We start from the raw sequence: 15,910 nt of genomic DNA on the forward strand, positions 1-15,910 counted from the left end.
AGCTCAGCCGTCTTCGTCGGGCCAGTCCAGGGCGAGCTGGCTGCGAAAGGCGCGCGCCTCGCCCGTGACGGGGTCGTCGAATGCGATGGCGCGTGCCAGCAGGCGCAGCGGTTGCGTGAAGTCTTCCGCCTCGGCAGGCCCGCGCCGCACCCGGGGGTAGAACTGGTCGCCGGCGATGGGCATGCCCAGCGCATTCATGTGAACGCGCAGCTGGTGGCGCTTGCCGGTGACCGGTGTGAGCCGGTAGCGCGCCCAGCGGCCGCGAAGCTCCAGCAGATCGACGTGCGTCTCACTGTTGGGCTGGCCCTCCGGGGTTTCAACCATGCGGAAAAAGGCCTCCACGTCTTCCTCGATGCGGCTGCGCCGGGTCAGCGGAACCCTGAGCTCCGGTTGATGGCGTGCGATCGCCTCGTAGTCCTTGCGCACCACGCGCTCGCGGAACAGCGCGTGGTAGGCGTTGCGCTCCTCCGGCCGGATGTTGAACACCACCAGTCCCGCGGTTTCGCGGTCGATGCGGTGGATGGGGTTGAGCGTGTCGATGCCCGTGCGCTGCTTCAGCCGCACCATGAGGCTGTGCCGCACATACGGGCCGCTGGGCGTGACCGGCATGAAGTGGGGCTTGTCCGCCACCAGGAGCCGTTCATCCTGGTACACGATGCGTTCCTCGAAGGGAATGGCCTTCTCCTTGTCGAGTTGCCGGTAGTAGTAGAGGCGCGCGCCGGGCTCGCAGGGAGCCTGCGCCGCCACGGAGTGCCCCTGGTCGTCGAGCACGTCGCCGCTGGCCAGTCGCCGTGCCCACTCCAGCGGGTCGATCGCGGGCAGGCGCTCGCTGAGAAACGCCAGCACCGACGGCCAGGGCGATGGCCTGGTGGAGGGCAGCGCGACGCAGCTTGGCGAGACGCCGTCTCGCGCGGGAATCAGCGGATTCTTCGGGCGGTGCGCCACGGCACGGGCTTCAGTGGCGCCGGAACACCAGATCCCACACCCCGTGGCCCAGCTTGAGGCCCCGGTTCTCGAACTTGGTCAGCGGCCGGTAGTCCGGCTTGGGCACGTAGCCGCTGCCACCGGGCGCGGCCGTGTTGTGCAGCAAAGGCTCGGCGCTGAGCACCTCCAGCATCTGCTGGGCATAGGGTTCCCAGTCGGTCGCCAGGTGCAGGTAGCCGCCGGGCTTGAGGTGGCGCGCGAGCCGGTTCACGAACGGTGCCTGTATGAGCCGGCGCTTGTGGTGCCGGCTCTTGTGCCAGGGGTCGGGGAAAAAGATGTGCACGCCGTCCAGGCTGTTCTCGCCAAGCATGTGGTCCAGCACCTCCACCGCGTCGTGGCGCAGGATGCGGATGTTCCCCAGTCCCTGTTCGCCCGCCAGCTTGAGCAGGGCGCCCACGCCCGGTTCATGCACCTCGCAGCAGAGGAAGTTGTCCTGCGGCCGCAGGCCGGCGATGTGCGCGGTGGCGCCGCCCATGCCAAAGCCGATCTCCATGACCAGCGGCGCCGCGCGGCCGAAGGCGGCGGTGGCGTCGAATGCGCCCGGCGCGTAGTTCAGCAGGAAGCGTGGGCCGAACTGCTCATAGGCTCGGGCCTGTCCGGGTCCCATGCGGCCCGCCCGCAGCACGTAGCTCTTCACCTCGCGCAGGTAGGTGTTCTCGGGTGGCGCGGAGCGCGGCTGGGCGTGGCGGGGGTCGGTCATGGGCGGCGGTCTGAGGCGCGCTCCAGGGGCGGGCGCGGCGGGCTATTTTAGGTGGGCCAGGCCGCCGTCCAGAGTGCCAGCGCCGCTGCCGGCACATGGCTCTCCCGGGCGTCTGGCAGGCCCAGCGCGGCGGCGGCCTGGCGCAGCGCGGCCAAGGGATCCGCCAGATCCAGAGCCTGTGCCCCGTTTTGCTTGCTCAGTTTCTCGCCGTTCGCGCCCAGAACCAGCGGTGCGTGCAGGTAGTGCGGGGTCGGCAGGCCCAGCGCCCGCTGCAGCAGGATCTGGCGCGCCGTGTTGTCGGCCAGGTCCTCGCCCCGCACCACGTGGGTGATGCCTTGGTCGGCGTCGTCCACCACCACCGCGAGCTGGTAGGCCCAGAGGCCATCGGCGCGCAGGAGCACGAAGTCACCCACCTCGGCGGCCACGTCCTGCACCTGTGGCCCCAGCCGGCGATCGGTCCAGTGCACCGGCGGCTCGCCGGCCACGTCGAAGCGCCAGGCGCGGGCCGGCTTGCCTTGCAGACCTCCGCGGTCGGGGCGGCAGGTGCCGGGGTAGATGGCCGCATGGTGGCGTTCGCGCGCCACGCCCTGCGCCTGCAGCGCGGTCTCGATGTCCCTGCGCGAGCAGCCGCAGGGATAGGCCCGGCCGGTGCCGGCGAGATGGTCCAGCGATGGCCGGTAGCGCGTGCCCTGGTCCGATTGCCAGCGCACCGGCTCGTCGCTCACCAGTCCGCAGGTGGCCAGTTGTTGCAGGATGAGTGCGTCCGCGCCCGGCACGCAGCGTGGCGTGTCCACATCCTCGATGCGGACCAGCCAGGTGCCGCCATGGGCTCGGGCGTCGAGCCAGCTGGCCAGCGCGGCCACGAGCGAGCCCGCGTGCAACGGGCCGGTGGGGGAAGGGGCGAATCTGCCACGGTAGGTGGCCATGGGAGGCAGGAGCGCGTCAGGCGATCGCCAGGGCCAACGCCAGCCCGGAGACAAAGGCGTCTTCGACGCGGTGACCCAGGCACCAGTCGCCGCAGGCGCCTATGCCCAACTTGTCGTCAAACAGATGGCTGCGGCCCAGCGGTGTCTGGGTCTGGGCGAAGCGCCAGCGGTGTACCTCGGCGTGGCTGGGCGTGGCGCGGATGCCGGTGATTTCGGCAAAGCCCTTGAGCAGCTTGGCCTTGGCGCGCTCGGGGTCGTCCTCCAAGTGCTTGGCCGACCACACCGGGCTGGCCTGCACGGTCCAGCGCTCGATGGGGTCGCGCCCCGGTTTGCTCGATTCCCTTGTGAGCCAACTGATGCGGTGGTGTGTGCTGCGGGCCGCATTCCACTGCGGCCCCAGGTGAGCCAGCCCGGGCTGCATGGCCTGCGGGAAGGCCACCATGAGTGTCCAGCAGGGCGCCACATGCACCGCCGTGAGCGCCTGGCGCAGTTCCGGTGCCAGGCCCGATGCCAGCAGCAGGTCGTGCACCTGCGGGTGCGGGATGGCGAGCACCACGCGGTCGAAGCCGCCCAGCACCTGTTGGCCGCCTTGTGCGTCCTCGGCGCGAAGCTGCCATTGCTCCGGATGAAGGGCATCGCGTTCGATGCGGTTGACGTGCGTGTCCAACAGGGTACGGGCCAGCAGCCCGCCATGCAGCTCAGGGTGGGCCAGCGGCTGCGCCCAGAGCGAGACCAGCGCGTCCATTCCCGGCGAGGCCACGAAATGCGGTTCGCTGGGCGGTGGCGCGCTGGCCAGCACATGGCCGAGTTCGTCCAGCACGCGTACCGTGCTGGCGCTCCAGGGGCGCACCACGGCGCTGGTGTTCGTGGCGCGCAGCGCGGCGTCGAAGCGTGCGTCGCGCACCGTGAAGTACTGGGTGCCGTGGTCGAAGCCGCCGAATTCCGTGCGCCGCGTGGCCATGCGCCCGCCAAAGCCACGGCTCTTCTCGAACAGGGTGACGCGGTGCCCGGCCTGCAGCAGCGTGCGCGCGCACGCCACGCCAGCCATGCCGCCGCCCACCACCGCGACGTGCAGTGGCATCTTCTCTGCCGCAGCGGCGGCTCGGACACGGGACGCAGGGCGGGTGGCGCGGGCGCGTGGGGCTTGAGGCATGTCTCTGGGGCGCGTTGTGCGGTGTTGTAGCGGGTGTCGCCGACTGTATCAGCCCGCTCGCGGTTTGGCAGCGCGGTACGTCACAACTGGTGGTGCTGGTGCAGCAGCGCATGGCGCGTCTTGGCGCTTTGCAGCCGGTCCAGCCACCAGCGCAGCGCGCGCCCGGTGTCGCCCGCGGCGCGCGGCGCCCGCCAGGCGTAGGCGACGCGCAGGCTGCGGTTGGGCCGCTGCACCGTCTTCACCACCAGCCGCCCGGCATTGATGAACGGCTGGGCCAATGCCTGCGGCAGAAAGCCGCCGCCGAGCCCACGCAACTGGGCCTCCAGCTTGTGCTGCATGGTGGGCACCGTGAGCACGTCTTGCCCGGGCAGCAGGTTGTGCGTCACGCCCCGGCCGCGCTGGGTGCTGTCGGCCACGGCCACCGCGCGGTGCTCGCGCAGTTCTTCGTCGCACAGGCTGTGCGTGGCGGCTGCCAGTGCGTGGTGGGGCGCCACGGCGTACACGAATGCCACGTTGCCCAGGTGCGCGGACTGCACGTCGCTGAGCGCCAGGTCGCCGGGCACGCCCAGTGCGATGTCGGCCTGTCCGCTCTGCAGCGCCTCCACCGTCCCGGACAGCGTCTCGGCACGCAGTTTCAGCCGTGTCGGCGCGCCTTCGGCGTAGAAGGCTTCGCACAGCTCGAACAGCGTGGCGCGGGCGATGATGGCATCGGCCGCGATCGTGATCTGCGGCTCCCAGCCGGTGGCCACGCGCTTGACACGCTGCGCTACCGCATCGAGCTCATGCAGCAGGTATTCGCCTGAGCGCAGGAGTTCGGCGCCAGCGGGTGTCAGCACCGCGCGGCGCGCACTGCGGTCGAAGAGCAGCACATCCAGGGCGTCCTCGATCTGCCGCACGCGGTAGGTCAGCGCGCTGGGCACCATGCCGAGCTCGCGCGCGGCAGCGGCCATGCTGCCAAGGCGGGCAACGGCTTCGAGCAGGCCCAGGTTTTCGGGCGACAGGGCGGCGCGAGGCGAAGAGGAGGGCATGGTGGGCTGGCTCAATCGTTCAAATGATTTGAATGATGCCATCAAATTCGTGCAGACAAAACGCCATGAATGCGGCCCAGAATCCTTCCCATGCCAGCCGCCATGCCTTGAGCAAGGTGGCCAGCCCTACCGACAGAAAGGAATCCACCATGCTCCAGATCCGACGCTCCGATGCCCGCGGCTATGCCGACCACGGTTGGCTCAAGAGCTTTCACTCCTTTTCGTTCGCCGAATACTTCGACCCTGCCTGGATGGGCTGGGGCAACCTGCGCGTGATCAATGAAGACCGCATTGCCCCCGGTACCGGCTTCGGCACCCATGGCCACCGCGACATGGAGATCATCAGCTACGTGCTCCAGGGCAATCTGGCGCACAAGGACAGCATGGGCAACGTCAAAGGCATTCCGCCGGGCGACGTGCAGCGCATGAGCGCTGGCAGCGGTGTGCGCCACAGCGAGTTCAACCACGCACCCAACAGCACCACGCACTTCCTGCAGATCTGGATCGAACCCAACGTCAGCGGCATCGAGCCCAGCTACGAGCAGAAGAGCTTTGCCGACGCCGAGAAGCGTGGCCGCCTGCGGCTCGTGGCCTCCGGCAGTGGCGCCGATGGCTCGGTGAAGATCCACGCCGATGCGGCCATGTACGCGGGTTTGCTCGACGGTCAGGAGAGCGCCGAACTGGCGCTGGAGCCTGGGCGCAAGGCTTATGTGCATCTGGTGCGCGGCGCGCTGGAGGTCAATGGCCAGCGCCTGCAGGGTGGCGACGCAGCCGCGCTGACCGGCGAGAACCTCGTCAGGCTGGGCAATGGCGAGGACGCCGAAGTGCTGGTATTCGACCTGGCCGCCTGAGCATCTTTCTTTTTTTCCTCAACTGCTTTTTTTTCAAGGAGCCTTTCCCATGAACGCACTGCAAAACCCCCTGGCCCTGATCGGCCGCATCCTGCTGGCCATCGTGTTCGTGCCCGCGGGTTTCAGCAAGATAGCCGGCTTCACCGGCACCGTCGGCTACGCCACGGCCATGGGGCTGCCGCTGCCTTCCGTGGGTGTGGCCATCGCACTGGTGATCGAACTGGCGGGTGGCCTGGCCCTGCTCATCGGCCTGGGCACGCGCTACGCCGCCCTGGCACTGGCCCTGTTCACCCTGGTGGCCAGCTACTACTTCCACGCCTACTGGGCCCTGCCGGCCGAGCAGCAGATGATGCAGCAGCTCATGTTCTTCAAGAACATCGCCATCACCGGTGGTCTGCTGGCTTTCGCCGCCTTCGGTCCCGGCGCACTCAGCGTCGACGCCCGCCGCAAGGCCTGATCCCTCATTTCGCACAGGAGCATGCACATGACCAAGATCGTTGTTGTCTACCACTCGGGTTATGGCCACACCCAGCGCATGGCGCAGTCGGTGGCCGATGGTGCCGGCGCGGACCTGCTCGCCATCGACGCCGATGGCAACCTGCCTGAAGGCGGGTGGGACACGCTGGACGCGGCCGATGCCATCATCTTCGGCTCGCCCACCTACATGGGCAGCGTGAGCTGGCAGTTCAAGAAATTCGCCGACGCCTCCAGCAAGGCCTGGTTTGCCCAGAAATGGAAAGACAAGGTCGCTGCCGGGTTCACCAACAGCGCCGGCATGAACGGCGACAAGCTCAGCACCCTGAACACGCTGTTCACCCTGGCCATGCAGCACGGCATGGTCTGGGTCAGCCAGGGCCTGATGCCCAGCAACACCAAGGGCGCCCAGCGCAACGACGTGAACTACCTGGTGAGCTACAGCGGCGCCATCGCCCAGAGCCCGTCCGATGCGGGCGCGGCCGACATGCTGCCCGGCGACCTCGAAACCGCACGCCTGTTCGGGCAACGCGTCGCCGCCGTGACGGCGAAGTTCAAGGGCTGATCCCGATGTGATGAGGTCTTCATGCCGCAGTAACATCCGCGGCATGAAGATCCTCAGCATCATCCCCTGGGCCGACTGGCTGGCGCTGGCCGGCTTCCTGACGCTCTGGGTGGGGTATGCGTGGTTCGCGCGGCTTTGGGGGCGGCGGGTGGGCTCACTGATCCAGACCACCAACCGCTACCGGGCCTACTGGATGATGCAGACCACCGCGCGCGACCCGCGCATGCTGGACGGCCTCATCACCCAGACGCTGTCCAACACGCCGGCGTTCTTCTCGTCCACCTCCATCCTCATCATCGGTGGCCTGTTCGCCTTGCTGGGCACGACCGACAAGGCCACCGAACTGATGAGCGAGATCCCGTTCGCGCAGGCGACCACCCTGGTCGTCTTCGAGTTCAAGATCCTGGTGCTGATCGCGATCTTCGTCTACGCCTTCTTCCGTTTTTCCTGGTGCATGCGGCAGTACACCTTTGTCGCCCTGGTGATCGGCGCGATGCCGCCGGCGGAAGACTTCGAGGCCGGCAAGGCGGACCGCCGGGCCTATGCCCAGCGGGCGGCCGGCATGGTGGGAGCGGCCGCCGAGACCTTCAACGACGGCCTGCGTGCCTACTACTTCTCCTTTGCCGCACTGGCCTGGTTCATTTCTCCCCTGGCGATGGTCGTCGGCACACTGGCGGTGGTGGCCATTCTCTACAGCCGGGAGTTCCGTTCGGAAGTCCTGCACCTGCTCAAGGACGAAGAGTCTTCGCTGGAGTGAGGGCGCGGCGGGGTGGCGCCTTCTAAAATGGCCGGATGTTTTCTCACCTGCGCCTGCACACCGAATTCTCCATCGTCGATGGCACCAACCGCATCGACGACGTGGTGGCAGCGGCGGCGGCCGATGGCCAGCCCGCCCTGGCCATCACCGACCTGAACAACCTCTTCGGCGCGATCAAGTTCTACAAGGCCGCGCGAGGCGCGGGTATCAAGCCTCTGATCGGCGCCGAGGTGATGCTGCACGGTTTTGCCGAAGACACACCCGGTGCCATGCCCGGCAGCCACCAGCAGCAAGCGGCGCCGCGCGTGCTGCTGCTGGTGCAGGACCGCCAGGGCTACCTCAATCTCTGCGAACTGCTGGCGCGCGCCTGGACGCGCAACAGCTCACGCGACCAAGCCCTGGTGCACCGGGAGTGGCTGCAGGAGTGCCATGCCGGCCTGATCATGCTCTCCGGCGCACAGGCCGGTCCGGTGGGGCAGGCGCTGATGCAGGGAGACCAGCAGCGGGCGGCCGATCTGGCGCTGCAGCTCTCCAGCCTGTTTCCACACCGTTTCTACCTGGAACTGCAGCGCGCCGGGCGCACGGACGACGAGCGCCACGTCAGCCAGGCGGTGCAGCTGGCGGCCCGTCTGCACTTGCCAGTGGTCGCCACCCATCCTGTGCAGTTCCTGACGCAGGACGACTACGAAGCGCATGAGGCACGGGTGTGCATTGCCGACGGCGAGATTCTGGGAAACAGCCGGCGCGTGCGCCGCTTCACGCGCGAGCAGTACTTCAAGAGCTCGGCCCAGATGGAGGCGCTGTTTGCCGACGTGCCTTCCGCGCTGTCCAACACGGTGGAAATCGCGCGGCGCTGCAACCTCACGCTCGTGCTGGGCAAGCCACAACTGCCCAATTTCCCGACGCCGCTGATCGACGGCGTGCCCATGCCCATGGAGGACTTTTTCCGCCAGTCTTCCTTCGAGGGGCTGGAGGAGCGCCTGGTGCACTTGTACCCGGACCCTGTACGGCGGGACCAGGAGCGCCCGCGCTACGTCGAGCGGCTGGAGTTCGAGATCAACACCATCCTCAAGATGGGGTTCCCGGGCTACTTCCTCATCGTGGGCGACTTCATCAACTGGGCCAAGAACAACGGCTGCCCCGTGGGCCCGGGCCGCGGTTCCGGTGCTGGCTCTCTCGTGGCCTATGCGCTGAAGATCACCGACCTCGACCCCTTGCAGTACAAGCTGCTGTTCGAGCGGTTTCTCAATCCCGAGCGGGTCTCCATGCCCGACTTCGACATCGACTTCTGCCAGGGCAACCGCGACCGTGTCATCGACTATGTGAAGGAGAAGTACGGCAAGGACGCGGTCAGCCAGATTGCCACTTTTGGCACCATGGCCGCGCGCGCCGCCATTCGCGACGTGGGCCGCGTGCTGGATTTTTCCTACGGCTTCTGCGACGGCATCTCCAAACTGGTGCCCAACAAGCCGGGCATGTCGGTCACGTTGCAGTACCCGCCCAACCCCAAGAAGGAAGGCGACAAGAACAACTACGCCATCGAGATGGAGCCGCTGCTGGCCGAGCGCATCGAGAAGGAAGACGAGGTCCGCACGCTGATCGAACTGGCGCAGAAGCTCGAGGGCATGTCGCGCAACGTGGGCATGCACGCCGGTGGTGTGCTGATCGCGCCAGGCAAGCTGACCGACTTCTGCCCGCTCTATGCGCAGCCCGGCAGCGATTCGGCGGTCAGCCAGTACGACAAGGACGACGTGGAGGCCATCGGCCTGGTGAAGTTCGACTTTCTGGGGCTGGCCACGCTGACCATCCTGGAGATCGCACGCGAATTCATCATGAAGCGCCATCCCGGGCAGGAGAACTTCCGCTTCGAGGACGTGCCGCTGGACGATCCCAAGGTCTATGCGCTTTTCTCGCGCGGCCAGACCGAAGCCGTGTTCCAGTTTGAAAGCCGCGGCATGCAGGGCATGCTCAAGGACGCCAAACCCAGCCGCCTGGAAGACCTGATCGCCCTCAACGCGCTGTACCGGCCGGGTCCCATGGACCTGATTCCCAGCTTCGTCAACCGCAAGCACGGCCGCGAGCCCATCGAGTACCCGCACCCCTTGGTGGCGGAGATGCTGTCGGAGACCTACGGCATCATGGTCTACCAGGAGCAGGTGATGCAGACCGCGCAGATCCTGGGCGGCTATTCGCTCGGTGGCGCAGACATGCTGCGCCGGGCCATGGGCAAGAAGAAGCCCGAGGAGATGGCCGAGCACCGCATCATCTTCCGCGCGGGTGCGGCCAAGAATGGCATCGATGAACGCAAGGCCGACGAGGTCTTCGACCTGATGGAGAAGTTCGCGGGTTACGGCTTCAACAAGTCGCACGCAGCCGCCTACTCCCTGCTGGCCTACCACACGGGCTGGCTCAAGGTGCACTACACGGCCGAGTTCTTCTGCGCCAACATGACCGTGGAAATGGACGACACCGACAAGCTCAAGGTGCTGTTCGAGGACGCCCTCAAGATGGGCATGGGCTTCGAGCCACCGGACGTCAACCGGGGCGTGCACCGTTTCGAGCCCATCAACAACAAGTCCATCCGCTACGGCCTGGGGGCCATCAAGGGCACGGGGCAGCAGGCCATTGAAGCCATCGTGGCCGCGCGCGAAGGCCGGGGCGAAGGCCCGAGCGGCGGCGAAACCGGTCCCTTCAAGAGCCTGTTCGACTTCTGCCGCCGCGTGGACCGCACGCGCCTGAACAAACGCACGGTGGAGGCCCTCATCAAGGCCGGCGCCTTCGACTCGCTGCACCTCAACCGGGCCGAGTTGCTGGCGTCGGTGGAGCGTGCCTTTGATTTCGCCGCCGCGCAGCAGGCCAATGCCAACCAGGGCGGCCTCTTCGACATGATGGGCGAGGACGACCATGGCTCCAGCACGCAGGAGCCGGACCTGGTGGCCACCACACCATGGGGTGTGAAGGAGCGGCTCACCCAGGAGAAGACCGCCATCGGCTTCTACTTCTCCGGGCACCTGTTCGACGAGGTGGAACGTGAGGTGCGGCGCTTCGCCCGCACGCCGCTGGGTGACGTGGTGGAAAGCCGCGACCCGGTGATCCTGGCCGGCATCGTGACCGACTTCCGTGTCATCAACGGCCAGCGCGGCAAGCTGGCCCTTTTCAAGCTGGACGACAAGACCGGCGTGTTCGAGACCAGCGCCGACGAGAACCTCATCAATGCCCACCGCGGCCTGCTCAAGGACGACGAACTCATCATCGTGCAGGCGGTGGCGCAGCCTGACCGCTTCTCAGGCGGTGTGCGGCTCAAGATCCAGCAGATCTGGGACCTGGCCGCCGCGCGCTGCCGTTTCGGCAAATACCTGCGCGTGGCGGTCAATGGGCATGCACCGGCGGTGGCCGAACTCGTGCGCGAGTTCCCGCCCAAGCGCGAGCTCACCGAGCGGGGCGAGCTCGTGCGTGGCCTGCCGGTGCGCCTGGCGCTGGAGCGCCAGGGCGCGCGCTGCGAGATCCAGCTCGACGACCGCGCGCTGTTCTTCCCCACCGACGCCGCATTGGCGAGCTGGATGGCGCAGGCGCACGAACAGCGGGCGGAGATCGTGTTCGATCTGGCTTGACGCTGTTGGGACAAGCTGTTGGCGTCGGTTTCCGGCCTCGCCGCCTGGCTGCGCCACCATGCGGTGAAGCGCGGTTGACCCTGCTCAGTCCAGAGGCCGCAGGCCGATCACCAGCGACGACGGCACCGTGCCGGTGGTGTCCTTGGGCAAGGTCGCCGTGCGGTCGATGGCGCGCAGCACGGCGTCGTCCCAGGCCGCATTGCCGCTGCTCTTGACCAGACGGCGCGAGGTGATGGTGCCGTCGGGGGTGGTGCGCACCTCCACCTCGGCGCGCGGGTTGCCTGGTGCCACGTCGGTGAACACCACATTGGGCCGGATGCGCGCGGCCACACGGCCCGCATAGCCGGGGGTGGGGCCGCTGGACTGCTGTGCGGTGCCGGTGCTCTGCGAGCCGCCGGTGGCGCCCGCCTGGCCCATCATGCGCTTGATCTGGTCGTCGCGAAGCTGATCCAGGCGCTTGGTTTCGGCGGCCTGGCGTTCCTGTTCGCGTTTCTGTTCGGCCAGTTTTTGCTGGCGTTCTTTCTCTGCGGTGGCCTTCTTCTCGGCCTCGGCTTTTTTCTGCGCCGCCAGCTTCTCCGCTGCGGCCTTGTCCGCCGCGGCCTTCTTGCGCGCGGCCTCTTCCTCCCGGGCCTTCTTCTCTTCCTCGGCCTTTTTCTTGGCTTGCGCGACCGCGATATCGGCTTGCGTGGGCGCGGGCGGCGGCGGTGCTGCAGCCGGTGCCGGGGCGGGCGTCGGTGCGGGGGCAGGGCGCGGTGGCTCGGGAGGCGGTGGTGGGGGCTGCACCGCGCGCGGCGCGGCCTGCTGTGGCAGGCGGGACCAGACCTCGGCCTCGAACACCGCAGGTTCGCCATCCTGCCGCCAGTTCACCCCCCAGGTCAGGGCTCCGATGAGCAGCGCATGGGCCAGCAGCGCCAGTCCGAACGGCCTGCCCCAGCGCCGGTCGCGCGGCGGGGTGAGGTCGAGGTGGTCTGCGGTGGTCTGCATGGCGCGTGGACGAGGTGCTCAGCGCGAGGTTTGCACGGAGAGGCCGACGCGTGCAACGCCGGCCCGCTGCAAGGTGTCCATGACGCGAACAACGGCCTCGTATTTCACGTTCTTGTCCGCGCTGATCACCACCGGCACGCCGCCCTCGGGCATGCTGCCCTTGGCGGTCTGCAACTGCTGCACGCGCGCGGCGAGCTGGCCCAGTTGCACCGGCTGCGGGTCACCGCTGTCCGATCCCTCGCTCACCTTGAGCTGTTCGTCCTTGTCGATGAGCACGCGCACGAAGCGGTCCGGCTGGCGCCCGGCCTGACCCACGCTGGGCAGCGCGATCTGGCTCGGCGTGATCAGGGGCGCGGTGACCATGAAGATGATCAGCAGCACCAGCATCACGTCGATGAAGGGCACCATGTTGATCTCGTTGATGGTGCGGCGGCCGCGGCCGCGCTTGGATACGGCGGGCATGTCAGTGTCCCGAGGGCGTTGTCGACTGCGATGGCGCGTGCGCGCCCAGGTTGCGCTGCAGGATGTTGGAGAACTCTTCCATGAAGGTCTCCATGGCGTTGGCCACGCGGTCGATGTCGTGCGCGAAGCGGTTGTAGAACACGACGGCGGGGATGGCGGCAAAGAGGCCGATCGCGGTGGCGACCAGGGCCTCGGCGATGCCCGGGGCCACGGTGGAGAGCGTCACCTGGGCCAGCGCGGCCAGCCCGGTGAAAGCGTGCATGATGCCCCAGACCGTGCCGAAGAGGCCGATGTAGGGCGCGACGGAGCCCACGGTACCGAGGAAGGAGAGGTTGGCTTCGAGCGCATCGAGCTCGCGCTGGAAGCTGGCACGCATCGCGCGGCGTGCGCCATCGAGCAGGGCGCCGTTGTCGGTGATGCGCCGCTCGCGCAGTTTCTGGTATTCGCGCATGCCGCTGGCAAAGATGCGCTCCATGGGGCCTCCGTGCCGTGCGCTCTGGGCGGCTGCCGCATAGAGCTCGTTGAGGTTGGCGCCCGACCAGAATTCGCGCTCGAAGTCGTCGTTGTGGCTGCGCACCAGCTTGAGTGCGAAGACCTTGCGAAAGATGGCGGCCCAACTGATCACCGACATCACCACGAGCAGCAGCACCACGGCCTGCACCACCCAGCTCGCGTTGAGCATCAGTTGAACGATGGAGAGATCTTGGGTCATGGGTTTTCGGAGGCGGTTGAACGGAGAAAAGTTTCGCGTGCTCAGGTGGCGGGTGACGCCAGTGCGCGCAGGATGGCGTCGGGCATGCGCTGTGGCCGCAGGCGGGCGGCGTCCACCCAGCCAATGCGGATGGAGCCCTCGCACAGCAGGCCGCCTGTCTGGCCGGGTTCCGGGTTCTGCCGCAGCGCGCGCTGCTCGATTGTCAACGAGGCCCGACCTGCTTCCTGCACGCGGGCTGTAACCAGAAGCAAATCATCCAGGCGGGCAGGCTGGTGGTAGCGCAGCTGGGTGTCGGTCACCACGAACATGCCGCCGACCTCGTCGCGCAGCCGTTGCTGCGCGAAGCCCAGCGAGCGCAGCCATTCGGTGCGCGCGCGCTCGAAGAACTTGAGGTAGTTGGCGTAGAAGACGATGCCTCCGGCATCGGTGTCTTCCCAATAGACGCGCACCGGCCACGAGAATGCGGCTTCGGGGCCCAGGGTGGCGCCGCGTCCGCTGCTCACAAGGCCTGCTCCAGGCGGGTGACCGCTTCCTGCAGCTGCGCCATCGCGTTCGCGGTGGAGAAGCGCAGGTAGCGGCCCGGTTCGGCCACGCCGAAGTCCCGCCCTGGTGTGGTGGCGAGCTGGCAGCGGCGCATGATCTCGAAGGCCAGCGCCCAGCTGCCGCCCTCGTCGGGCTTCGCACCGGCGGGCGGCAGGCCCCAGCGCTCGCACAGGCCGCTGACGTCGGCCCAGGCGTAGAACGCCCCGTCGGGCATCACCGGGACCTGCAGGCCCAGCCGGTTCAGTTCGGGGATGAAGTAGTCGCGTCGGGCCTTGAACGCGGCGCGGCGGCGCTCGTATTCGGCCAGGCTGTCGGGCGCGAAACAGGCCAGCGCGGCATGTTGCGCCAGCGTGCTCGGGCAGATGAAGAGGTTCTGCGCCAGCCGCTCCACCGCAGGGACCAGGGCCGGTGGCAGCACCAGCCAGCCCAGCCGCCAGCCGGTCATGCTGAAGTACTTGGAGAAGCTGTTGATGCTGATGACCTCGTCGCCCAGCCCGTCGGGCAGGCCCAGGGCGCTGTGGCCGTAGGCTTCCTCGTAGCTCAGTCCCAGGTAGATTTCGTCGACCAGGGTGATGCCGCCGCGGTCGCGCACGCGCCTTGCGATGCGTTCGAGTTCTTCGCGCGCGATGGAGGTGCCGGTGGGGTTGGAGGGCGAGGCCAGCAGGACGCCGCGCGTGGCCGCCGTCCAGTGCGCATCCACCTGTGCGGCACTGAGCTGGAAGCGCTGTGCCGGGCCACTGGGTATGAGCACCGCCCGTCCCTCCGCCGCCTGCACGAACTGGCGGTTGCAGGGGTAGCTGGGGTCGGGCATCAGTATCTCGTCGCCCGCTTCGATGAGCGCCAGACAGGCCAGTTGCAGTGCCGCCGAAGCACCCGCCGTGACGACGATGCGACCCGGGTCGATCGAGAGTCCGAAGCGCGTGGCGTACCAGCCGCTGATGGCCTCGCGCAGCGGGGGCAGGCCGGTGGCGGGTGTGTACTGGCTGCGGCCTTCGTGAATGGCCCGTTGAGCGGCCTCTGCCACCAGCGGCGGTGCGGTGAAGTCCGGCTCGCCGATGTTGAGGTAGATCATCGGGCGCTGGTCCGCCGAGGCCTGCGCGGCCATGGCCGATGCGGCCTTGGCCAGCTCCATCACGTAGAACGGTTCGATGCGCTGCGCGCGCCGGGCGATCCTCATGAGGCCGAGGTCTTGCGTGCGCCGCCGCGCGCAGGCGCGGCCGCGACTTCTGCCGGGCGCAACTGTGCGGCGAGCTGGTGCAACACACCGTTGACGTACTTGTGGCCATCGGTGCCGCCAAACGACTTGGCGAGTTCGATGCACTCATTGAGCACCACGCGCCAGGGCACGTCCAGGCAGTGCTGCAGTTCGTAGGCGCCGATCCAGAGCACGCCGTGCTCGATCGGAGAGACCTCTTCCAGCGGCCGGTCCAGGCGCGGCTTGATCAGCGTGTCGAGTTCGGCGGCCTGTTCGATGCAACCGTGCATGAGCGCATCGAAATGCGCGCTGTCGGCCTTGTGGAAGCCGGCCAGGTCCCGGGTGAACGCGTCGATGTCGATGGCCGCATTGCGGCCCACCAGGTGCTGGTAGAGCGCCTGCAGGGCGAACTCGCGCGCCCGCGTGCGGGCCGACTTGTCGGAGGCCTTGCGGTTGGGGCCGGCGCTGGCGGTGGAGTCGGGCGAGGAGGTCACCATGGTCAGCCGATCTCCTGCAGCAGGTGCGCCATCTCCACGGCCACGCGTGCCGCGTCACGGCCCTTTTCGGTCTGGCGTGCCACCGCCTGCTCCAGGTTCTCGGTGGTGAGGATGGCGTTGGCGATGGGGAGCTGGTAGTCCAGCGAAATGCGGGTGACGCCGGCGCCGGATTCGTTGGCCACGAGTTCGAAGTGGTAGGTCTCGCCGCGGATGATGCAGCCCAGGGCGATCAGTGCATCGAAGTCGTCGCGCTCGGCCATGGCCTGCAGCGCCACGGGCACCTCCAGTGCGCCAGGCACCTTGACGTGGGCGATGTTCTTGTCCTGCACGCCCAGTGCGAGCAACTCGCTCAGGCAGGCGTTGTAGAGGGCGTCGGTGATGCCCTCGTTGAAGCGGGCCTGGACGATGCCGATGCTGAGTTTTCTGCCGTCGAGCACGCTGGCCGTGCCTTTGTCTGCGCCGAACATG

General features: G+C 67.8%; 18 protein-coding genes. 5 read left to right on the plus strand and 13 right to left on the minus strand.

The window, feature by feature from the left end:
• Positions 1 to 3 precede the first annotated feature (3 nt).
• The 6 genes from KIT53_RS10120 to KIT53_RS10145 all read right to left on the minus strand — a co-directional run bounded on the left by KIT53_RS10120 (position 4) and on the right by KIT53_RS10145 (position 4,942).
• Positions 4 to 945 (minus strand): pseudouridine synthase, encoded by a 942-nt coding sequence (locus KIT53_RS10120; RefSeq protein ID WP_297751527.1) that lies wholly within the window; start codon positions 943 to 945, stop codon positions 4 to 6.
• A gap of 10 nt (positions 946 to 955) precedes the next feature.
• Positions 956 to 1,684, minus strand: a complete 729-nt coding sequence (gene trmB / locus KIT53_RS10125; protein ID WP_297751530.1) for a tRNA (guanosine(46)-N7)-methyltransferase TrmB — start codon at positions 1,682 to 1,684, stop codon at positions 956 to 958.
• 47 nt (positions 1,685 to 1,731) lie between these two features.
• Positions 1,732 to 2,610, minus strand: a complete 879-nt coding sequence (gluQRS, locus tag KIT53_RS10130; RefSeq protein ID WP_297751533.1) for a tRNA glutamyl-Q(34) synthetase GluQRS — start codon at positions 2,608 to 2,610, stop codon at positions 1,732 to 1,734.
• Positions 2,611 to 2,626: 16 nt separating this feature from the next.
• Positions 2,627 to 3,691: an FAD-dependent oxidoreductase gene (locus tag KIT53_RS10135; RefSeq protein WP_297751536.1), complete on the minus strand. Its 1,065-nt coding sequence runs from the start codon at positions 3,689 to 3,691 to the stop codon at positions 2,627 to 2,629.
• 152 nt (positions 3,692 to 3,843) lie between these two features.
• On the minus strand, positions 3,844 to 4,791 hold the full coding sequence (locus KIT53_RS10140) for a LysR family transcriptional regulator (RefSeq protein WP_297751538.1): 948 nt from the start codon (positions 4,789 to 4,791) through the stop codon (positions 3,844 to 3,846).
• 19 nt (positions 4,792 to 4,810) lie between these two features.
• Positions 4,811 to 4,942, minus strand: a complete 132-nt coding sequence (locus tag KIT53_RS10145) for a hypothetical protein (protein ID WP_297751541.1) — start codon at positions 4,940 to 4,942, stop codon at positions 4,811 to 4,813.
• Between KIT53_RS10145 and KIT53_RS10150 the strand changes: the two genes are divergently transcribed.
• From KIT53_RS10150 to dnaE, 5 genes are read left to right on the plus strand one after another with little or no spacing between them, the layout of a single operon-like run.
• Positions 4,941 to 5,642, plus strand: a complete 702-nt coding sequence (locus tag KIT53_RS10150) for a pirin family protein (RefSeq protein WP_297751544.1) — start codon at positions 4,941 to 4,943, stop codon at positions 5,640 to 5,642. The two genes, KIT53_RS10145 and KIT53_RS10150, sit on opposite strands and share 2 nt — an antisense overlap.
• A gap of 49 nt (positions 5,643 to 5,691) precedes the next feature.
• Positions 5,692 to 6,099, plus strand: a complete 408-nt coding sequence (locus KIT53_RS10155) for a DoxX family protein (protein ID WP_297751546.1) — start codon at positions 5,692 to 5,694, stop codon at positions 6,097 to 6,099.
• Positions 6,100 to 6,126: 27 nt separating this feature from the next.
• A complete protein-coding gene (locus KIT53_RS10160; RefSeq protein WP_297751549.1) occupies positions 6,127 to 6,681 on the plus strand; it encodes a flavodoxin family protein in 555 nt (184 codons plus the stop codon).
• Positions 6,682 to 6,724: 43 nt separating this feature from the next.
• Complete coding sequence (locus KIT53_RS10165; RefSeq protein ID WP_297751551.1) at positions 6,725 to 7,438, plus strand: DUF599 domain-containing protein; 714 nt, start codon at positions 6,725 to 6,727, stop codon at positions 7,436 to 7,438.
• A gap of 35 nt (positions 7,439 to 7,473) precedes the next feature.
• Positions 7,474 to 11,049, plus strand: coding sequence for a DNA polymerase III subunit alpha (dnaE, locus tag KIT53_RS10170; RefSeq protein WP_297751554.1), 3,576 nt, complete (start codon positions 7,474 to 7,476; stop codon positions 11,047 to 11,049).
• A gap of 84 nt (positions 11,050 to 11,133) precedes the next feature.
• Here dnaE and tolA read toward each other — a convergent pair whose 3' ends face one another.
• Genes tolA through ribH form a run of 7 tightly spaced genes read right to left on the minus strand, consistent with a single transcriptional unit; the run spans position 11,134 to position 15,909 of the window.
• Positions 11,134 to 12,033 (minus strand): cell envelope integrity protein TolA, encoded by a 900-nt coding sequence (tolA, locus tag KIT53_RS10175; RefSeq protein ID WP_297751557.1) that lies wholly within the window; start codon positions 12,031 to 12,033, stop codon positions 11,134 to 11,136.
• 18 nt (positions 12,034 to 12,051) lie between these two features.
• A complete protein-coding gene (locus tag KIT53_RS10180) occupies positions 12,052 to 12,495 on the minus strand; it encodes a biopolymer transporter ExbD (RefSeq protein WP_297751560.1) in 444 nt (147 codons plus the stop codon).
• Position 12,496: 1 nt separating this feature from the next.
• Positions 12,497 to 13,207 carry a protein TolQ gene (tolQ, locus tag KIT53_RS10185; RefSeq protein WP_297751564.1) on the minus strand — a complete coding sequence of 237 codons (711 nt, stop codon included), beginning with the start codon at positions 13,205 to 13,207 and terminating at the stop codon, positions 12,497 to 12,499.
• A gap of 41 nt (positions 13,208 to 13,248) precedes the next feature.
• Positions 13,249 to 13,710 (minus strand): tol-pal system-associated acyl-CoA thioesterase, encoded by a 462-nt coding sequence (gene ybgC / locus KIT53_RS10190; RefSeq protein ID WP_297751567.1) that lies wholly within the window; start codon positions 13,708 to 13,710, stop codon positions 13,249 to 13,251.
• Entirely contained in the window at positions 13,707 to 14,927 is a 1,221-nt protein-coding gene (locus KIT53_RS10195) for a pyridoxal phosphate-dependent aminotransferase (protein ID WP_297751569.1), read from the minus strand. Before KIT53_RS10195 ends, ybgC begins: the two co-directional genes overlap by 4 nt.
• On the minus strand, positions 14,924 to 15,442 hold the full coding sequence (nusB, locus tag KIT53_RS10200) for a transcription antitermination factor NusB (RefSeq protein ID WP_297751572.1): 519 nt from the start codon (positions 15,440 to 15,442) through the stop codon (positions 14,924 to 14,926). Before nusB ends, KIT53_RS10195 begins: the two co-directional genes overlap by 4 nt.
• Positions 15,443 to 15,444: 2 nt before the next feature.
• Positions 15,445 to 15,909 (minus strand): 6,7-dimethyl-8-ribityllumazine synthase, encoded by a 465-nt coding sequence (gene ribH / locus KIT53_RS10205; protein ID WP_297751575.1) that lies wholly within the window; start codon positions 15,907 to 15,909, stop codon positions 15,445 to 15,447.
• Between the last annotated feature and the right edge of the window lies 1 nt (position 15,910).

It is taken from the genome of Hydrogenophaga sp. (assembly GCF_026125785.1).
GTDB lineage: Bacteria > Pseudomonadota > Gammaproteobacteria > Burkholderiales > Burkholderiaceae_C > Hydrogenophaga.